Raw genomic sequence first — 19,223 nt, 5'->3', positions numbered from 1 at the left:
GGACGGCTGCACGCGGGGCTCATCGACTGGCCTCCTGCTCCTGTTCCGCAAGCTCCTGGTAACGCTCGGGCATAACGTTGAACCCACCCGCGACGACACCGGCGAGGGCAAGATAGGCACGCCGCGTCGGCGCCCGCAACGACTTGAGCTCGTTGCGGGGCGCGCGGTCCATGCTGAGATGATCGTCCCACGGGATGCGCACCAATGCCCGGCAACGCCCCCGAGCGACCGCCTCGGCCTGCTCGACGTCGTCCATGCTCCGGCGGCTCACCCCGTTGATGACGGTCACGGCGCGCGACCTGAGCTCGTCGTAACCGTGCCCGTCCAGCCATTCGAACGTCATCGACACCGCGCGCGGCGCGTCCGAGCTCGCCGGTGCGACGAGCACGATCTGGTCCGCGTACGGCAGCACGCGCGCGACGACCGCGGCCGCCGCGTCCAGAAGGGTAACCGAGTAGAAGCGGTCGATCGTACGGATCGCGAGCGCGTAGTCGCGGTCGTCGAGGGCCTGCAGCGGGTTGCGCCCGGCGGCGATCACGTCCAGCCCGGACTTGGCCTGCGAGGTGTAGCGGCGCATCGCCGTCAGGCTGTTGACCTGGTCGGCGCGGGTGATGAGCCCGGTCAGCGTCTCGTTGGTCTCGCTGCGGGTGCGGCGCGCCAGCGCGCCGGGCCCGGGGTTGACGTCGATGGCGACGGTCGGCTCGCCGTTGTGCTGGGCGAACGTGTGGCCGAGCATCAGCGAGGTGACGGTCTGCCCGGCGCCGCCGGTGCACCCCAGCACCACGATGTGGCGCGTGCCGTGGAACGGCTGCTGCAGCCGCGCCTCGTACTCGGCGTCGGCCTCGCCGTGGCCGCCGCCGACCGCCTGGATGAGGCGGCGCAGCCCGCCCGTGCTGACCTCGTGTTCCGGGCCGGGCGGCGTGATCGCCGGCTCGGACGGCGGCGGCGCCGGAGGCGGCGGCAGGGGCCGCGGCCGGACGGGCGACGCCGGGCCGGAACGCACCTCGCGCGGCGGCGGGGTCTGATCCGCCGCCGGTACGGCCGGTGGCCGCTGCGGTGGCTGGTGCTGCGGCGCCGGGGGCTTGACCGGCGTGCCCTGCGGCGGGCGCGGCGGCGGCCCGCTCGTCGGGAACCGCGCGGGATGCCCGCCGGGCCGCTGCGGCGGCGTCGCCTGCGGACGGGTCTCGCCCTGCCGCTGGTCGCGCCGCTGCGACGGTACGGGCGGCCACACGAGCGCGTCGGTCGTGGACGCGCGCATCGGCTTGGACAGCCCCTTCGACCACGGCTTCGGCGGCTCCTTGCGCGCGGCCCCGTCCTCCGCGGGCCGCTCGCCCGGCTCCTGCTCGGAACGTCCGGGGCCCGGGTGCTGCCGCCACGGCGACGGCGTCCTGGGACGCCGGCCGCCCGGCTCCCTGCCCCGCTCGCGGGTCTCGGGCTCCTCGTTCTCCCGCGCCCGCTCCTCGTCGGCGCGCGCGCCGCTCGCGGACACCTCCTGGGCGGGGATGTCGTCCCGGGTCTCCCCGACACGCTCACTGGACGGAACGTCGCTCAGCGGCACGTCACCGTCGCCCGCCCCGAACGCGCCCGGGACCATGGGAATGTCGGGCCTCGTGGCGGGCGGCCGCGCCGGAATGTCAGGCCGCGTGTCCGCCGCCGCGGGCCGCTTCGGAATGTCAGGCCGCGTTGCGGCCGCAGGCGTGGTCGCCGAAGCCTCCGACTCCTCGGAGACGGCCTCCCGCCCGTCCCTGGCCCTCCGCCGCGCACCGACCTCATCCGCCGCGGACGCGTCATCCCGGCCCGTCGACGAGCCCTGCCCGGACCCATCACGCGCGGACACCTCGCCCAGCGCAGGCGCCTCACCACGCCGGCGTCCGTCGGCCGATGCGGGCGCCTCACCGCGACCGGGCGCGGACGCGCCGTGAGCGGTGGAAACTTCGCCCCGCGTGGACACCTCACCACGGGTGCGCGTGCCCGTCGCGGACGTCTCGTCGTCCGCCACCTCACCACGCGATGACGCATCGCCCGGCGTGGACGCTTCGGCGCGCGTACGCGCCTCGTCCGAACTGGGCGCGTCATCACTCACCCGCGCCTCACCAGTGGCCGACACCTCACCCCGCGAGAACTCGTCGCGGGACGTGTCGCCCGGCGGGGAGGCTCCGGCGCGCATGCGGCCGTCGGCCGAGGCGGGCTGCTCTCTGCGGAGGGGCGCCTCGCCCTGCGTGGAGGCGTCGTGAGAGGTGGGCGCCTCGCCGCTCACCGGCGCCTCGCCACGTGTGGACGCGTCGCCTGGTGCGGGCGCTTCGCTCCGCGTGCGGGCGTCGTCTGGCGTGGACGCGTCGCCCTGGTCGGGCGGGGTGCCTTGGGCAGTGGACGCGTTGCCCGGCATGGACGCTTCGCCGCGAGAACGGCCGTCGGCCGATGCGGGCTGGTCGCCGCGGGTGGGCGCGTTGCCCGGGGTGGGGGCTTCGGTGGTTGCCGGGTCCTCGCCGTTGGTGGGGGCTATGGCCTTCCAGAACTCGGCGGCGGCGCCTGGGCGGCGGACGCCTGAGGCCAGGGCGCGCTTGCCGGAGCCGACCGGCTCCTCGGCGGGGGTGGGCTCCTGCTCGGGCGCGGGGCGCGCGGGCGGAACCTCCAGTTGCGGGGTCGCCGGCGGGTGCTCGATGTCGGCCGGTTCCTGGGCGACGACGCGGATGTCGTCCTCGTGGGAGATGTCGCGGCTCGTCCGGCGCCAGGGGCGGTCGGGCCTGCGGCGGCGGACGGGGCCTCCGGCGACGCGGACGTCGTCCTCGGTGCCGAGCATGCCGGGCACGGGCTCGGGGGCGGGGACGTCCTGGGCGCGGCCCGCGATCTGGATGTCGTGGCCGGGCGCGGTGGGCTGGTGGGCCGCGTACTCGGCGAGCGGCATGGGCGCGTCGGCGAGGGCGGGGCCGGGGAGGAGGGAGGCCGCCGTGGGGACGACGACCTCTTGGGCGACGGGCTCGACGGCCTTCTTCTGGGCCTTGCGGGCCTTGCGCCGGGACTTGAGGGCGGCGCGTTCGGGGGCCGCCACCGGGGCGGGGGCCTGCGGGACGCGCCAGACGCGCGCGACGATGACGACCTCGCGCGGTTCGCGGATGGGGGTGAGGCGGCACCAGGTGCGCGGCTCGGCCACATAGCGCGTGTGGGAGATCATGAGTTCGGTGAGCCGCTTGCCCTCGATGACCGGCCGGGTCGCCAGCCAGGTCAGGACTCCGGGCGGCACGATGTAAAGCACGTGCCAGGGAGTCTCGAACGGGATCCCGACGAACAAGAGCAGCAGGATCCACGGCACGAACACTCCGGCGAACACACCGATCTGGACGAGCGGCAGAGGCATCGGAAGCCGCAGGTCGTACAGCTTGTAGAGCCTCTTCTCAATGCGCCATATGTTCGTGTACGTGGGTAGATCCACGCCCTACTCCCCTAACTGCGCAAGCACAGTGTCGCCTGCCGCGGCCCCTGCGCGGAGCCGCCCCGACCTCGGTGTCCGCCCACCTGGTCAGGTCACGTCCACTCCCAGGGCCTTGGCTATCGCCTTGGCCATGGTCTCGATGATGTTGGGTACGTAGAACACCACTCCAATCCCGATCGCCAGAACAATGAACTGTACGAATCGCGTGATCTCACGGGTGAACAGAAAAAAGATCGCCACAATGGACACGATCACCAAGAACAACGGACCGAAGAACTGCCTGAGGAATTCGGCGAGGTCATCGGTTTTGAGGTCGTCGTTCGGCGCCGCCAGAACCTCGTGGGGAATCGACGCCATGATGTGGTGCAGCATCGACCACTACCTTCCTAGGCCGGCGGGATGGGTGGGGAACGAGCCCCGGTGTTCTCTCACGTCGCGACCTCTCATGATGCGCCCTGCCCCGTCGCGCCGCGAATGTCTCGCACGAACCAGTTCGCGCCCTTCTTCACCATCTCGAGCTGATACGACTGCTCGAGTTCGCCGCCGACACCGGCGGCGTCGCCGGTGATCTGCCACGCCACCGTGGCGGTGACGGTGCGCTCCCCGGCGGGCCCCTTGGGGGCGATGACTTCCCTGACCTGGGCGAACGTCACCGCACCGGCAAGACCGGAGAGGGTCTTGCCGTCGGCGTAGCGGGCCAGCGCGGCCGCGTCGCCGCTCGCGTACGCCTGGAAGAACGGCCCGAGCACCGGCTGGAGTTCGGATTCGAGCGCCTGGTCGCGGTCGCGCGCCCCGGTCTGCGGGAGGACGGCGCGGGCGGGCGGCGGCAGGAGCGCGGGGCGGCCGGAGATGACCAGCGCGCCGTCCTTGGCGTAGACCGGCACCGCCAGGCGCAGCCACTTGTCCTGGCTGCGGGCGAGGACGGTGACGGTGGCGTTGTTGGCGTCCCGCGCGTCGACTCCGGCGACCTGGACCGACTGCACCTGTAGCGTTCCGACGCTGTTCCAGCCGAACTGGCCGTCGGCGCCCTCGGCGATGAACGCACGGATCTGCGTCTCGCGCGCCGGCGCGGTCTTCTGGTCGTAGTTGAGGTAGACGGTCGCGAACTGCAGCGCGAACGCGCTCGCCGCGCTGCTCGGGAACTGGGCCGCCTTGCCGGGCCTGGGCGCCTCGGGGCTCCCGGTCTCGGTCGCGGTGAACCGTTCGAACGGCGCGCGGATGCCGTTGACGAGGATGACGAGGATGACGGCCCACAGGACGGCGCGGCCGACCCAGACCCACCAGCGGCCGCCGGAGCCGCGGTAGCGACCACCGCCGCGGCCTCCGCCACCGCCGCCGCGGCGTTGCTTTGGAACGTCCCACGGCTCGGCGGACGGATCGAGGCCGAGGCCGGCCGCCGGGGCCTCCTCGACAACAGCGGTCTCACGGCCGTGTCGCACGGCCGACCTGCGAGCCATCACGCCTCCGCTCGCGCCTCGCCCCCGGTCGGCGCGTCATCTGTCCGGTCTTCGGTGCGGTCATTCCGGACCCCACCACGAGCCAGGGTAACCGCGAGCGTCAATTGTTCCAGCGCATCAGGGCGAAGCACACCCCCGGCACGCGGTTGCGGATAATGCAATCCACCTCGGCCGGAACAGGGAAGATTGCCAAACGGTGACGATCCCCTGTCTGCCGGGCGAAAGACGCGTCGCACTCCTATCCGCACAAGTGCTCCGCCACGGCAGTTGCTTGTCCACCGCATGGCGTCCACGGACGGAATCTCTTTCCGTTCGAATCCGTCATTGTGTCGATTTTGGGACAAAACACCCACACGCACTGTACGACTACCAACTACACGCCGTATGACCTTATGCGTCATCGAGGTCGCGCAAGGCGAGCGCCTCGGCGTCGTCCAGCCCTTCACGTGCGGCGATGCGCCGGCGCGCGCGGACGTCGGCGCTCGTGCGCGGACGGTACCGGGGCCGGCGCCCGCACCCGCACGTTTCGAAACCCTCGTACGTCAGGCCGGACTCGAGAACGGCGGCGACGGCCGCCCACCTGCGGTCATCGCCCTTGCGGGGCGCCGCGAAGTCGTGCCCCGCGAACACCATGGGCGCGCGGCAACGTGTGCACAGGTGCTCGGCGCCGTCCCACGGGAACTTGTGACTCTGGCGGCACGGAACGCAGACGTAGTGGACCTTGTAGGGGGTCTCGGCGTATCTGCACACAGACATAAATCTATCCGCCGCGGACACCGGCTGCGGCGGTCCACGGCGGTCCGCGGTGATCCACGGCGGTCCGCGGCGGTCCGGGGCGGTCCGCAGCGATCCGCGGTGTCAGACGTTGAAGCGGAACTCGACGACGTCGCCGTCCTGCATGACGTAGTCCTTGCCCTCCATGCGCACCTTGCCGGCGGTGCGGGCGGCGGCCATGGAGCGGGCCTCGACCAGGTCGTCGTAGGAGACGATCTCGGCCTTGATGAAGCCGCGCTGGAAGTCGGTGTGGATGACGCCGGCGGCCTCGGGCGCGGTGGCGCCCTTGCGGATCGTCCAGGCGCGGGACTCCTTGGGCCCCGCGGTGAGGTACGTCTGGAGGCCGAGGGTGTCGAAGCCGACCCGGACGAGCTGCGAGAGCCCGGACTCCTCCTGGCCGAGCCCCTGGAGGAGCTCCAGGGCCTCGTCGTCGGGCAGCTCGATGAGCTCGGCCTCGATCTTGGCGTCGAGGAAGATGGCCTCGGCGGGGGCGACCAGGTCGCGCAGCTTGGCGCGCAGGCCCTCGTCGCCGAGCTCCTCCTCGTCCAGGTTGAAGACGTAGAGGAACGGCTTGGCGGTCAGCAGGTGGAGCTCCCGCAGCAGCGCCAGGTCGATCCCGGCCCTGGCGGCGCCCGCGAAGAGCGTGACGCCCTCGTCGAGGAGCTTCTGCGCGGCGTTCACGGCCTCGACGACCGCGAGCTGCTCCTTGTCCTTCTTGGTCCGCGCCTCCTTCTCCAGGCGCGGCAGGGCCTTCTCGATCGTCTGGAGGTCGGCCAGGATCAGCTCGGTGTTGATCGTCTCGATGTCGCGGGACGGTGCCACGTCACCGTCGACGTGCGTGACGTCGGCGTCCTCGAAGGCCCGGATGACCTGGCAGATCGCGTTGGTCTCACGGATGTTGGCCAGGAACTTGTTGCCCAGGCCCTGGCCCTCCGACGCGCCCTTGACGATGCCGGCGATGTCGACGAACTCCATCGTCGCCGGGATGATCTTCTGCGACCCGAAGATCGTGGCGAGCTCGGCGAGCCGCGGGTCGGGCACCCCGACCACGCCGACGTTGGGCTCGATGGTCGCGAACGGGTAGTTGGCGGCCAGCGCGTCGTTCTTGGTCAGCGCGTTGAAGAGGGTGGACTTGCCGACGTTGGGCAGCCCGACGATTCCGATGGAGAGGCTCACGGCGGTCAAGTTTATTGGCCCCGGCGACCGGCGGTGCCCCGGCGGTGCCGTTCAGCCCCCGGCCGCCCGGATCAGGCTCCGGCCGCCCGGAGGAACTCGGCGATGTGGCGGAAGGCCGCCTTGCCCTCGGGCATGAAGTCGGCGAAGACCGGGAAGACGTGCACGAGCCCGTCCCACTCCTGGTAGACGGCCCGGACGCCGGCCGCGCGGGCCCGTTCGGCCACCTCGCGGGTGTCGTCGCGCAGGATCTCCGACCCGCTGGCGATGAAGAGGATCGGCGGCAGGCCGGTCAGGTCGCCGCGCAGGGGCGAGAAGAGCGGGTCGTTCTCCTCCTTGTCGCGGCAGTACTCGCGGCCGAGCCACGACAGCTTGCCGGCCGGGATCAGCGCGTCGCTGTGCCGGTTGAGCTGGTGCGACTCGGACTGGCAGAGCAGGTCGACCCACGGCGAGAGGCAGAACGCGGCGCCCGGCGCGGCCTGCTCCCGTTCCTTGAGCGCCAGCAGGAGCGCGAGCGTGAGGTGCCCTCCGGCGGAGTCGCCGCCCACCACGATGTCGTGCGCCGCGTACCCCTGGCGCAGCAGGTGGTCGTAGGCGTTGAGGGCGTCCGCCAGTGCGTCGGCCGGGGTGTTGCGCGGGGCCAGCCGGTAGTCGAGCGCCAGCACCGCCCGCCGGGTCGACGCCGACAGGCGCCAGTTGAACGGCCGGTAGAGCCGCGGGCTGCCGAAGAAGTAGCCGCCGCCGTGCAGGTAGAGCAGCACCTTGCCGGGGTCAGGGGCGCCCGCGCGCACCCACTCCCCCGTACAGCTCCCCAGGTCCTCCTGGTCGATCGCGACGCCGCGCGGAACGGCCTGGAAGCGCCCCATCACGTCGGTGGCGCGCTGGATGCGGACGAGCCCCGCCTCGGAGTCCGGCCCGTACTGCCAGGCGGACTTCATCAGCGTCCTGATCACCCGGTTGGCGATGCGGGCCTGGAGGGTCGGCGGGCCGCCCGGTTCGAGCGCGAGGGCCTTGGCGACCCGGCGTTCGGCGGCCGTCGTGGGCGCGAGGCGGATGCGGGCCGCGCTCTGGGTGCTCGTGGTCATGCTCGCTCACTCCTCGGGGGGTGCTCCGCGCACCGAACCTACCGGTTTGCAGGCGTTAGTGAACGCTGAGTCTAATTGTCGGGTCCGGGCGCCGTCTCGGCGCGTCGCACCGGCGCCGCGTGTGCGCGCTGTCACGATGAACGAATGGATCTCGCGCTGCTCGCCGGCCTCGCCATCGGGGGCGTCTTCGGTGCGGTCCTGGGCTTCGCGGTCGCCACCGGGCGCCAGGGCGCGCTGATCGCCCGCGCGCGGGCGGCCGAGGAGAAGCTCTCCTACGCCGAGGAACGCATGGCCGAACATTTCGAGGTCCTCTCGTCCAAGGCGCTGGACGCCAGCAACCAGCGGTTCCTCGACCTCGCCGACGCGCGCCTCAAGGCCGCCGGCGTCGAGGCGGCGGGCGAGCTCGAACGGCGCAAGCAGGCCGTCGAGCACCTGGTCGCACCGCTCAAGGAGACCCTGGCCAAGGTCGAGGAGCAGCTCCGCGAGGTCGAGACGGGCCGCCGCGAGTCGCACGCGATGCTGGCCCGCCAGGTCGACTTCGTCCGGCAGAGCTCCGACCAGCTGCGCGCCGAGACGCAGACGCTCGTCCGCGCGCTGCAGCGCCCGGAGGCCCGGGGCCGCTGGGGCGAGCTGCAGCTGCGCCGGGTGGTGGAGCTCGCCGGCATGACCCACCACTGCGACTTCGAGGAGCAGGCCACCGCGACGACCCGGGACGGCACGGTCCGGCCGGACATGGTCGTCCGGCTGGTCGGCGGCAAGAGCATCGTCGTCGACTCCAAGGTGTCGCTCGCGGCCTACCTCCAGGCCGCCGAGTCCGGTGAGCCGGTACGGCTGGAGGCGCACGCGCGGCACCTGCGCGACCACGTCGACCGGCTCTCCGCCAAGTCGTACTGGCAGGCGTTCAGCCCCGCGCCGGAGTTCGTCGTCCTGTTCATCCCCGGCGAGGCGTTCCTGGCGCCGGCGCTCGACCACGACCCGGGCCTGCTGGAGTACGCGATGCGGCGCCGCGTGCACATCGCGACCCCGACCACGCTGATCACGATGTTGCGCACCGCCTCGTACGCCTGGCAGCAGGAGGCGCTCTCCCGCAACGCGCGCGCCGTGTTCGAGCTGGGCAAGGAGCTGTACGAGCGGCTCGGCACCATGGGCCAGCACGTCGAGGAGCTCGGCCGCTCGCTCACCGGCGCCGTCAAGTCCTACAACCGCACCGTGGGCTCGCTGGAGACCCGGGTGCTGGTGAGCGCGCGCAAGCTGAACGAGCTCGGCGTCGTCGAGACGGGCCTCGAGGGCCCCCAGCCGATCGAGGAGAGCCCGCGTTCACCGTCGGCGGCCGAGCTGAGCGGCACCGGCGACGTCCTCCTCCCGAACGCCGGTACGACGGCCGACGGCAGGACGGCCGCCGCCGACACGCGCTTGAACGACACGACCACGACCAACACGCCCGCGAACGATGCGACCACGACCGACTCGACCACGACCGATTTGCCCGCGAACGACACGCCCGCGAGCGGCGCCTCGGCGACCGACGGACCGGAGGCGTCCGGCGACACGACGGCGGGTGCCGCCGCGGCGGCCGGGCGCGCGGCGCCGGCCGCGGACGAGGACGAGCTGACGGCCCACGAACGGCGCCACCTGGACGAGCTGGCGGGCGGCGCGCGGACCACCCCCGACCATGACGGCCATCCCGCCGACCAGCGCCTCGCCCCGGAGAGCAGCGACGACGACCCGCCCGGGGACGCGCGACCCCGACCCGACTCCGCGACGGAACCGGTAAGTTTCGGCGGACGGGCCATCCCCGAGCAGATTGATCGCAGGGAGTGGTGGCAATGAGTTCATCGGTAAGCGACGCGCCGGGCGGCGCCTCGCCGGCCCCGGGGGGACCTGTGCGACGTGACGGCGGCGCTCCCGGCCCACGGCTGCGCTCGGCCGCCGCCGGGAACGGGCCCATCGCGCTCACCGGCCGCGGCGGCATCGTCGTCATCTTCGGCGTCGGGCTGCTCGGGGCGCTGTTCTCCCGCGGGCTCGAGACGCCGATGCTCGCCGGTCTCGCGTTCGCCGCCGGATGCGCGCTCGCGGCGTTCGCCACCCGTCCCGCCGACCTGCTCACGCTCGCCGTCAGCCCGCCGCTGGTCTTCCTCGCCGTCACCCTGGTCGCCGAGATCATGACGTCGCTGGGCGAGGACTCGCTCTTCCGCGGCATCGCGGTCGGCATGATCACCGCGCTGGCGTCCACCGCGCCGTGGTTGTTCCTCGGCACGATCCTGGTGATCGGCATCGGCGCGCCGCGCGGCCTGGTGACCGCCTACCGCGAGCTGCGCGACAAGCTCGTCGGCAGCCGCCTCTTCGAGGAAGAGGAGAACGAGAACCCCGTGCGCTGGGACGAGACGCCGGCCGCCGGGGCCCGCACCGAACGTTCCCGGCACGCCCGCAGGGAGCCGCGGGCTCCGCGCAGCGAGGTCGACTGACGTCCGGACGGGCGGTTACGCCGTCGCGGGGGTGTTGCGCAGGTCCTTGCGCAGCTCGTGCGGAAGGGCGAAGCGCATGCTCTCCTTGACCGACTCGATCTCCTCGGCCTGCCCGAAGCCGCGCTCGTAGAGCCAGGTGAGCACGCCCTGCACCAGCTCGTCGGGCACCGACGCGCCGCTGGTGACGCCGACCGTGGTCACGCCCTCCAGCCAGGCCTCGTCGATCTGCTCGGCGTAGTCGACCAGGTGGGCGTCGTCGGCGCCGTGCTCCTTGGCGACCTCGACCAGCCGCACCGAGTTGGAGGAGTTGGTCGAGCCGACCACGATGACCAGCTGCGACTGCGCGGCCATCTCCTTGACCGCGACCTGGCGGTTCTGGGTGGCGTAGCAGATGTCGTCGGACGGCGGGTCCATCAGGTTGGGGAACCGCTCGCGCAGCTTGGCCACGGTCGCGAGGGTCTCGTCGACCGACAGCGTGGTCTGCGACAACCAGGCCACCTTCTCCGGGTCGCGGACCCGCACGTTGGCCACGTCGTCCGGGCCGTCCACCAGGTGGATGTGGTCGGGCGCCTCGCCGCTGGTGCCGATCACCTCTTCGTGGCCCTCGTGGCCGATGAGGAGGATGTCGTAGTCGTCCTTGGCGAAGCGCACGGCCTCCTTGTGGACCTTGGTCACCAGGGGGCAGGTCGCGTCGATCGTCCGCAGGCTGAGGCCGCGGGCCTCCTCGTGCACGACCGGGGCGACGCCGTGCGCCGAGAACACGACGATCGCGCCCTCGGGCACCTCCTCGGTCTCGTCGACGAAGATGGCGCCCTGCTCCTCCAGCGTCCTGACCACGTGCACGTTGTGGACGATCTGCTTGCGTACGTAGATCGGCGCCCCGTACTTCTCCAGGGCGATCTCGACCGCCTGCACGGCGCGGTCGACGCCGGCGCAGTAACCACGCGGCTTGGCGAGCAGGACACGGCGCTGGCTGGTGGAGGTCATGCACCCATGGTACGAGGCGCCCCGGCGGCACCGCACCGTACGCAAGATCACCTGAGCTCGGCGGCGGGTCAAAGCTCTGATGAAGCCCGCGATGTGACTCACTCCACGTTCTTTTGGACAGAAATCCATTAGGGCGGGGTGCCCGCCTTCGCGGGCTTGGGGCAGAGTGATGATTGACTGACGGTGCCCAGATCGACCCCGTCCGGTGATCAGGACAGCAGGGAGAGGGAGAACGATGGTGAAATCGCCGCGCCGCCTCAAGCAGGTGCAGGAATCGGTGGGTGAGCAGGTTCGCGACCTCCCGCTGCACGCGGTCCGGCTCGCCATGTTCGGCGTCGGCCGGGCCCTCCTGCTCAGTGACCGGGTGACCAAGGACTACAAGGAGATCACCGAGGGCGGCGGCGTCAAGCCCGTGCTCGGCCGTCTCCGCGACGACGTGCAGCACACCGCCGAGCACGTCGTGACCAGCGTGGTCGAGAAGATCCGCGGCGCCGAGGAGGAGCCGGAGCCCGCTCCGGTCCGCACCCGGACCGCCCCCGCCCCAGCCCGGGCCCGCACCGCCGTGGCCGAGCCGCCCGCGCGGGCCCGCGCCGGTTCGGAGATCTCGGTCGGCAAGCCCGGCGCGGCGAAGCCGCAGGCCAAGCCCGCCGCCGAGGCCGCCAGGCCGAAGCCCGCCGCGGCCGCCAAGCCCGCCCCCAAGCCCGAGCCGAAGGCCGCCGAGCCCGCACCGAAGGCCGAGGCCAAGCCCGAGGCCAAGCCCGCCGCCAAGCCTGAGCCCAAGGCCAAGGCCGAGCCCCAGCCGGAGCCCAAGCCTGAGCCCAAGGCCGCGGCCAAGCCGGACCTCGAGCCGAAGCCCGAGGCCAAGCCCGCCGCGCAGGCGGAGGCCGAGAAGATCGCCGCCGACCTGCCGGTGCCCGACTACGACAAGGCCACGCTGCCCCAGCTCCGCGCCCGCCTCCGCGGCCTGTCGGCCGACCAGGTGAAGCTGCTGCGCGAGTACGAGCGCAAGCACGCCGCCCGCGCCGACGTCTTGAGGATGTACGAGAACCGGATCGCGAAGCTGAACGGCACCAGCTGAGCCGTCGCGAGCACGAACGAACGCAGGCGAAGGGCCCCGGGGGATGGATCCGGGGCCCCTTCGCCTTTCTGGGGGTCTTCGCCTTTCTGGGGGTCTTCGCCTTTCTGGGGGTCTTCGCCTTTCTGGGGTCTTCGGGTGGTCAGGCCTTGGCCGGGACGGGGGCGTCCTGGAAGGCGTGGTCGACGTCCACGCGGTCCAGGGCCGCGAGGTGGCGGCGCCGGACGACGAGGATGCCGATGGCCACCACGCAGCAGGCGGCGCCCACGAAGTAGGGCACGTCGCTGTTGATCTCTTCGGCGAGCTTGCTGGCCAGGTACGGGGCGATGGCGCCGCCGAGCCAGCGCACGAAGTTGTAGCCCGCCGACGCGACCGGGCGCGGGGAGTCGGAGACCTCCATGGCGGCCTCGGTGAACGCGGTGTTGTTCAGCCCGATGGGGATGCCGGACAGGATCGTGAAGACGATGATCCCCGCGTGCGGCGAGAACGCCAGGCCGAGCTGGAAGACCACCAGCAGGGCGAGCGCGAGGTGCATGACGCGGACCGTTCCAAGGCGGCGCTGGAGGAAGGGCGCCGCGAAGACCGAGCACAGCGCCACCATCACACCCCAGCCGAAGAACACGAACCCGATCCCGTAGGCGTCCATGTGCAGGATGAACGGGGTGAACGCCAGGATCGTGAAGAAGGCGTAGTTGTAGAAGAGCGCGGTGAACGCCGTGGTCGACAGCCCGCCGTGCGCGAGCGCCCGGATCGGGTCCGACAGCCGGGTCGTGGCCGGCGGCTTGGGCGTGGGCTTGAGCAGCGTCGTGATGAGCAGGAAGCCGACCGCCATCAGGGCGGCGGTGCCGAAGAACGGGTAGCGCCAGTTCATGTCGCCGAGGAGGGCGCCGACCAGCGGGCCCATCGAGATGCCCAGGCCCAGCGCCGCCTCGTACAGGATGATCGCCGACTCGGCGCCGCCGCTGGCCGCGCCCACGATGACGGCGAGCGCGGTGGCGACGAAGAGCGCGTTGCCCAGGCCCCAGCCGGCCCGGAACCCGATCAGCTGCCCGACGGAGTCGGACGTGCCCGCGAGGGCGGCGAAGACGACGACCAGGGTCAGGCCGATGAGCAGTGTCCTCTTGCCGCCGATGCGGCTGGACACCCAGCCGGTGACGAGCATCGCGACGGCGGTGATCAGGAAGTAGCTGGTGAACAGGAGCGACACCTGGCTCTGCGAGGCGTCCAGGCCCTGGGCGATCGCGGGCAGGATCGGGTCGACCAGGCCGATGCCCATGAACGCGACGACCGCGGCGAACGCGGTGGCCCAGACCGACATCGGCTGGCGCAGGATGCCGCCGCCCTGAGCGGGCGCGTGCTGCTGCATGGGGCCTTCCTTTCGGGAGCGTGTCCGGCTCTTCGCCGCGGTGGCGGCGCCGTCGCGGGCGGCCTCGTCGGGAACGACCTCGTCGCGGGCGGCGGCCTCGTCGTCAGGGGCCGGCGAAGAGCCTGTCGAACGCGGGGAGGGCGGCGGCGAGCGCCGCGCGCTGCTCGTCGTCCAGGGCGGCGAACCGTTCGGTGAGGAACACGATCCGCTGCTCGCGGGCGGCGCACAGTTGCTCCAGCCCCGCGGTGGTCGGCTCGACGGTGACGACGCGGGCGTCGGAGGCGTCGCGCCCCCGCACGACGAGGCCGTCACGTTCGAGCCGGTTGATCTGTGCCGTCATGGTGGGCAGCCGGACGCCGTGCTCCTCGGCGAGCTCGGTCATCCGCCGCGCGCCGCCCTCGAGCGAGCCGAGCACGGCCAGCTGCTGGCTGGTGATCGGCTGGTCGGCGCTGACCCGGCGCAGCAGCAGGACCACGTCGCGCAGGTTGCGGCTGAAGTGCTCGGCGAGCTCGCGGTTGGGATCGGTCACGGACGACCACCTCTCTGGCATTACTTAGCCAGACTAACTTAGTCTGACTAAGTATTCTCCGTGATCTCTCTCACAGGCCGTCCAGGCCGGTCAGACGCCGCCCAGATAGGCCTCCACCACCCTCGCGTCGGCGGCCAGTTCGGCCGCCGAACCCTCGAGCACGGTCCGGCCGTTCTCGATCACATGGCCACGGTCGGCGATCTTGAGGGCGGCCTTGGCGTTCTGCTCGACCAGGAGCACCGCCGACCCGGCCGCGTTGATGTCGCGGATCACGTCCATCACGGCGGTCACGACCAGCGGCGCGAGGCCCATGGACGGCTCGTCCAGCATCAGCAGGCGGGGCCTGGCCACCAGGGCCCGCCCGATGGCCAGCATCTGCTGCTCGCCGCCCGACAACGTGCCGCCCTGCTGGCCGCGCCGCTCGGCCAGCCGCGGCAGCAGCTCGTACACCTGGTCGATGCGCCGCCGGAGCTCGCGGGCGTCGCGGACGAGGTAGCCGCCGAGCTGGAGGTTCTCGTGCACGGTGAGCAGGCCGAAGATGCGGCGGCCCTCCGGCACGTGGACGACCCCGGCCGCCACGACCTTCGGCGCCGCGGCCCGGGTGAGGTCCTCGCCGCCGAGCACGATGCGTCCCGCCGACGCCCGGACCAGGCCGGAGACCGCCGAGAGCGTCGTCGTCTTGCCCGCGCCGTTGTTGCCCAGCAGCGCCACGATCTCGCCCTCGCGCACGGTCAGGCTCAGCCCGCGCAGCGCGTGCACCCCGCCGTAGTGCACGTCGAGGCCGGTGATCTCCAGGAGCGGGTCAGTCGTGCGCACCGCGCACCTCCTCGCGTGCCGCCGCGAGCTCGTCCTCGTCGGCGTCGCGGCCCAGGTAGGCCTCGACGACGGCCGGGTCGCGGCGCACCGCGTCCGGCGGCCCGACGGCGATCTCGCGGCCGAAGTTGAGCACGACGACCCGTTCGGACACCTCCATGACCAGGCCCATGTCGTGCTCGATGAGCGCGATCGCGGTGCCGAGGCCGCGGACGCGCCGGATGAGGTCGAGCAGCTCGGCCTTCTCGGCGTGGTTGAGCCCGGCGGCCGGCTCGTCCAGCAGCAGCAGGCGCGGCCGCCGGGCGAGCGCCCGCGCGATCTCGACCCGCCGGCGTTCCCCGTACGGCAGGTTGCGCACGAGGCCGGTCCGGTCGCCGCGCAGCCCGACGAAGTCCAGCCAGCGATGCGCCTCGTCGGTCGCCTCCTGCTCGCTGCGCCGGTAGCGCGGCGTGTGCAGCAGCGCGTCCAGCACGTTCTGCCGCAACCACAGATGGGTGCCCGCGCGCACGTTGTCGAGCACCGACAGCTCGCCGAACAGCCGCGGGTTCTGGAACGTGCGCGAGACGCCGAGGGCCGCGATCGCGGCGGGCCGCCGCCGGCCGACCGGCGTGCCGTCAAGCAGGACGTCGCCGCCGGTCGGCCGGTAGAAGCCGGTGACGCAGTTGAACGCGGACGTCTTGCCCGCGCCGTTCGGCCCGATCAACGAGACGATCTCGCCCGCGCCGACCTCGAACGACAACCCGTCGATGGCGCGCACTCCGCCGAACGACAGCCGCAGGGCGTCGACCTGGAGGAGGGTCATGTCACCGGCTCCTTCGACCTCGCCGCCGTCCGGGCGGTCTCCTGGGAACGGTGCGGCCACACCCCCTGCGGCCGGACGATCATCACCATGATCAGCAACATCCCGAAGACGAAGTACCGGTAGTCGGCCAGATCGCGCAGCAGCTCGGGCGCCAGGCTGATGAAGACCGCGCCGACGACCACGCCCGGGGTGGAGCCCATGCCGCCGAGGACGACGGCCATCAGCACCAGCGCCGACCACAGGAACGTGAAGCTGGGCGGCGAGATCGCGGTCAGGTGCGCGGCGAACAACATCCCGGCGATGCCGCCCCAGACCGCGCCGCCGATGTAGGCGGCGAGCTTGACCTTGTAGGTGTTGACGCCCATGGCCTCCGCCGCGTCCTCGTCCTCGCGCACGAACCGCCACGCCCGGCCCAGCCTCGACCGGCCCAGCCGCGCGGCCAGCAGCACGGCGAGCGACACCACCAGGACCGTCACGTAGTAGAACGCCGCGGGCTCGGTCAGCACGTCGCCGCCGAACAGCCCGGGGATGCCGTAGATCCCCGACGGCCCGCCGGTGATGTCCAGGTTGGTGGCGCAGATCCGGATGATCTCGCCGAAGCCGAGCGTCACGATCGCCAGGTAGTCGCTGCGCAGCCGCAACGTCGGCGCGCCGATCACCACCCCGGCCACGACCGTCACGACGAGCACCGCGGGCAGCGTGGCGATCAGCGGCAGGTCCAGCTCGATCGCCAGGACCCCGCTGGTGTACGCGCCCACGGCGAAGAACGCGGCGTAGCCGAGGTCGAGCAGCCCGCAGTAGCCGACCACGATGTTGAGGCCCACGGCGAGCATCACGAAGATCGCCGCGCTGGTCATCACGTTCAGCGCGTACGGCGTCGCGATGATCAGCGGTGCGCCGAGCGCGACGGCCAGCCCGATCCAGCCCAGGTAGCGGGTCTCCATGAGCCGCGTGACGAGCGACGGCCCGCGCCCGCGCACCGGCTTGACCGGCGGCCCGTGCTTGACCGGCGGCCCGTCCACACCGTCCGCTGCCATACCGTTCGCTGCCATACCGTTCGCTGCCATACCGTCCGGTGCCGCGCCGTCGTCCGCCCTGCCCTCCCGGCCGCTCATACGCGTTCCGTCACGCGCTCGCCGAGCAGGCCGGTAGGCCGCACGGTCAGGAACAGGATCAGGCAGCCGAACGCGAAGACGTCGCGCCACTCGCCGCCCAGCAGGTCGGTGCCGAACGACTCCAGCAGGCCGAGGACCAGGCCGCCGAGCATCGTGCCGCGCATGTTGCCGATGCCGCCGATGACCGCCGCGGTGAACGCCTTGAGCCCGATGATGAAGCCCATCAGGAAGTCGATCTTCCCGTAGTAGGCGCCCGCCATCACCCCGGCCGCGCCCGCGAGCGCCGACCCGATGAAGAACGTGCGCGCGATGACCGCGTTCACGTCCACGCCCATGAGCTGCGCGGCCTTCGGGTCGAGCGCGATCGCCCGCATCGCCCGGCCCTGGCGGCTGCGCATCACCAGCGCGTCGAGCGCGAACATCAGCGCCACCGCGATGCCGACGAGCACGATCTGCTGCACGGTGATGCGCGCGCCGAAGACCTCGACCACCGTGCCGCCCAGCCGCACCTGGTAGACGCGCGGATTGGGCCCGGCGATGATCCGCATGCCGTACTCCAGCGCGAACGAGGCGCCGACCGCGGTGATGAGGATCGACAGCCGCGGCGCGCCCCGCAGCGGCCGGTAGGCCAGCCGCTCCAGGGCCACGCCCGCCATGCCGGTGACCGCCATCGTCGCGATCAGCACCAGCAGCAGCGCGAGCAGCGAGTGCGTGTCGACCAGGCCGCTCATCGCGCCGAGCATGGCGAACCCGGAGAACGCGCCGAGCATGTAGAGGTCGCCGTGCGCGAAGTTGAGCAGCTTGATGACGCCGTAGACCATGCTGTAGCCGAGCGCGACCAGCGCGTAGAACGAGCCGACGAACAGCCCGTTCCAGATCAGCTGCGCCACTACAGCTTCTCCGCGAGGACGAACGTGCCGTTCCGGACGACCTGGATCTCGAAGCCGCCCACGATGGTGTGCTGCGGCGTGAACTTGAGCGGCCCGCTGAACAGCCTGAAGCCGTTCATCTGCTCCAGGGCCGTGACGATCTTGTCGGGGTCGGTGCCGTCGGCCTTGGTGATGGCCTCGGCCGCCACCCGGATGCCGTCGTAGGCCTGGGTCGAGTACGGTCCCGGGTCCGCGCCGAACTTGGTCTTGTACGCGGCCTTCCAGCCCTCGGCGCCCTGGAGCGTCGCGGGCGTCGGGGTCATGGTCGCATAGACGCCCTCGGCGTTCGTGCCGCCCGCGATCTGCGCGAGCCTGTCGGCGACCGACCCGTCCCCCACCAGGAACCTGCCCTTGTATCCCGCCTGCTTGAACTGCCGGATCAGCAGCCCGCCCTCGGCGTAGTAACCCGTCCAGTAGATGTAGTCGGGCCTGCCCTTCAGCACGCGGGTGACCGCGGCCGAGAAGTCGGTCTCCTTCGGCGTGACGGCCTCCACCCCGGTCTTGTCGGGCGCGCCCGGCTTGTCGAGCTCGGCGGCGGTGCGGTCGGCGATGTCCTTGGAGTACGAGGTGTTGTCGTGCATGAGCGCGACCTTCGTGGCGCGCTGCCTGGTGAGCCAGGTGAACGCGGCGGCGGCCTGCTGGTCGCCGGTGCCGTTGATCATGAACACGTGCCTGAGCCGCTGCGCCGCGAGCTCCGCCGAGTTGGCCACCGGAATGATCATCGGGATCTTGGCCCGGTCGAACACGGGCAGCGTGGGCAACGTCGCGCCCGAGCAGTAGCCGCTCACCGACACCTTCACGCCCGCCGACACCAGCTTGTTGGCCGCCGCGACCGCCGTCTTGGGGTCGCACGCGTCGTCCTCGGCCTGGAGCTTCAGCTTCCGGCCGCCGAGCACCCCGCCCTTGCCGTTGATCTCGTCGACGGCGAGCTGCGCGCCGTTCTTCATGTACGGGCCGATCTCCGCGCTGTCCCCCGACAGCGGGATGTCCATCCCGATCAGGATGTCGCCCTTCTCGTCGTCGCCGCCCCCGCCCAGCAGCCCTTCCCCGCACCCCGACACCGACATCGCCATCGCCAGCCCGCCGGCCAGCACCGCCGCGCGCACACTCGGCCTCTGCGTCATTGGGGGTTCCGCCTCCTCGATGAGATCCATCCCCCGAACCGGTGCTGCTGTCATGGCACACGCGTTCGGGACAACCGTCAATGTCGGCGTGGTCGTCGT

General features: G+C 71.9%; 16 protein-coding genes and 1 pseudogene. 3 read left to right on the top strand and 14 right to left on the bottom strand.

All coding sequences use genetic code 11. From position 1 onward, the window contains the following. Window positions 1-19: 19 nt before the first annotated feature. The 6 genes from ABZ810_RS22495 to ABZ810_RS22470 all read right to left on the bottom strand — a co-directional run bounded on the left by ABZ810_RS22495 (window position 20) and on the right by ABZ810_RS22470 (window position 7,919). Window positions 20-3,430 carry a TcpE family conjugal transfer membrane protein gene (locus ABZ810_RS22495; protein ID WP_358406002.1) on the bottom strand — a complete coding sequence of 1,137 codons (3,411 nt, stop codon included), beginning with the start codon at window positions 3,428-3,430 and terminating at the stop codon, window positions 20-22. An 87-nt stretch (window positions 3,431-3,517) separates the two neighbouring features. Continuing rightward, window positions 3,518-3,802, bottom strand: coding sequence for an LptF/LptG family permease (locus ABZ810_RS22490; RefSeq protein ID WP_358406000.1), 285 nt, complete (start codon window positions 3,800-3,802; stop codon window positions 3,518-3,520). Window positions 3,803-3,873: 71 nt separating this feature from the next. Next, window positions 3,874-4,887, bottom strand: coding sequence for a conjugal transfer protein (locus tag ABZ810_RS22485; protein ID WP_358405998.1), 1,014 nt, complete (start codon window positions 4,885-4,887; stop codon window positions 3,874-3,876). Between the two features lie 390 nt (window positions 4,888-5,277). Continuing rightward, window positions 5,278-5,643: a hypothetical protein gene (locus ABZ810_RS22480; protein ID WP_358405997.1), complete on the bottom strand. Its 366-nt coding sequence runs from the start codon at window positions 5,641-5,643 to the stop codon at window positions 5,278-5,280. Between the two features lie 102 nt (window positions 5,644-5,745). Next, window positions 5,746-6,837 carry a redox-regulated ATPase YchF gene (gene ychF, locus ABZ810_RS22475; protein ID WP_358405994.1) on the bottom strand — a complete coding sequence of 364 codons (1,092 nt, stop codon included), beginning with the start codon at window positions 6,835-6,837 and terminating at the stop codon, window positions 5,746-5,748. A 71-nt stretch (window positions 6,838-6,908) separates the two neighbouring features. Further along, complete coding sequence (locus ABZ810_RS22470; protein WP_358405991.1) at window positions 6,909-7,919, bottom strand: alpha/beta hydrolase; 1,011 nt, start codon at window positions 7,917-7,919, stop codon at window positions 6,909-6,911. A 144-nt stretch (window positions 7,920-8,063) separates the two neighbouring features. Here ABZ810_RS22470 and ABZ810_RS22465 point away from each other — a divergent pair. Both ABZ810_RS22465 and ABZ810_RS22460 read left to right on the top strand, forming a co-directional pair. Continuing rightward, a pseudogene (locus tag ABZ810_RS22465) lies at window positions 8,064-9,260 on the top strand (DNA recombination protein RmuC); the annotation flags it as partial. A 485-nt stretch (window positions 9,261-9,745) separates the two neighbouring features. Continuing rightward, window positions 9,746-10,384: a DUF6542 domain-containing protein gene (locus tag ABZ810_RS22460; protein ID WP_358405990.1), complete on the top strand. Its 639-nt coding sequence runs from the start codon at window positions 9,746-9,748 to the stop codon at window positions 10,382-10,384. 15 nt (window positions 10,385-10,399) lie between these two features. Here ABZ810_RS22460 and ABZ810_RS22455 read toward each other — a convergent pair whose 3' ends face one another. Next, window positions 10,400-11,371 (bottom strand): 4-hydroxy-3-methylbut-2-enyl diphosphate reductase, encoded by a 972-nt coding sequence (locus ABZ810_RS22455; protein ID WP_358405987.1) that lies wholly within the window; start codon window positions 11,369-11,371, stop codon window positions 10,400-10,402. A 235-nt stretch (window positions 11,372-11,606) separates the two neighbouring features. Between ABZ810_RS22455 and ABZ810_RS22450 the strand changes: the two genes are divergently transcribed. Then, on the top strand, window positions 11,607-12,449 hold the full coding sequence (locus ABZ810_RS22450) for a hypothetical protein (RefSeq protein WP_358405985.1): 843 nt from the start codon (window positions 11,607-11,609) through the stop codon (window positions 12,447-12,449). A gap of 139 nt (window positions 12,450-12,588) precedes the next feature. Here the strand turns inward: ABZ810_RS22450 and ABZ810_RS22445 are convergent, their stop codons facing one another. The 7 genes from ABZ810_RS22445 to ABZ810_RS22415 form a co-directional block, all read right to left on the bottom strand. Next, a complete protein-coding gene (locus ABZ810_RS22445) occupies window positions 12,589-13,812 on the bottom strand; it encodes an MFS transporter (protein ID WP_358405983.1) in 1,224 nt (407 codons plus the stop codon). A gap of 103 nt (window positions 13,813-13,915) precedes the next feature. After that, the gene (locus ABZ810_RS22440) at window positions 13,916-14,341 is read right to left on the bottom strand and encodes a MarR family transcriptional regulator (RefSeq protein ID WP_358405981.1); all 426 of its coding nucleotides are present in this window, start codon (window positions 14,339-14,341) and stop codon (window positions 13,916-13,918) included. Between the two features lie 90 nt (window positions 14,342-14,431). Beyond that, window positions 14,432-15,157, bottom strand: a complete 726-nt coding sequence (locus ABZ810_RS22435) for an ABC transporter ATP-binding protein (RefSeq protein WP_358405978.1) — start codon at window positions 15,155-15,157, stop codon at window positions 14,432-14,434. After that, window positions 15,144-15,956 (bottom strand): ABC transporter ATP-binding protein, encoded by an 813-nt coding sequence (locus ABZ810_RS22430; RefSeq protein WP_358405977.1) that lies wholly within the window; start codon window positions 15,954-15,956, stop codon window positions 15,144-15,146. Before ABZ810_RS22430 ends, ABZ810_RS22435 begins: the two co-directional genes overlap by 14 nt. Continuing rightward, complete coding sequence (locus tag ABZ810_RS22425; RefSeq protein ID WP_358405974.1) at window positions 15,953-16,993, bottom strand: branched-chain amino acid ABC transporter permease; 1,041 nt, start codon at window positions 16,991-16,993, stop codon at window positions 15,953-15,955. Before ABZ810_RS22425 ends, ABZ810_RS22430 begins: the two co-directional genes overlap by 4 nt. A 74-nt stretch (window positions 16,994-17,067) precedes the next feature. Beyond that, a complete protein-coding gene (locus tag ABZ810_RS22420) occupies window positions 17,068-17,961 on the bottom strand; it encodes a branched-chain amino acid ABC transporter permease (protein ID WP_358405973.1) in 894 nt (297 codons plus the stop codon). Beyond that, window positions 17,961-19,124 (bottom strand): branched-chain amino acid ABC transporter substrate-binding protein, encoded by a 1,164-nt coding sequence (locus ABZ810_RS22415; RefSeq protein WP_358405970.1) that lies wholly within the window; start codon window positions 19,122-19,124, stop codon window positions 17,961-17,963. The genes ABZ810_RS22420 and ABZ810_RS22415 overlap by 1 nt, the downstream gene beginning before the upstream one ends. Window positions 19,125-19,223 lie beyond the last annotated feature (99 nt).

The sequence above is a fragment of the Spirillospora sp. NPDC047279 genome (genome assembly GCF_040643285.1).
Lineage (GTDB): Bacteria > Actinomycetota > Actinomycetes > Streptosporangiales > Streptosporangiaceae > Spirillospora.
This window is presented reverse-complemented; position numbering and strand designations above follow the sequence as displayed.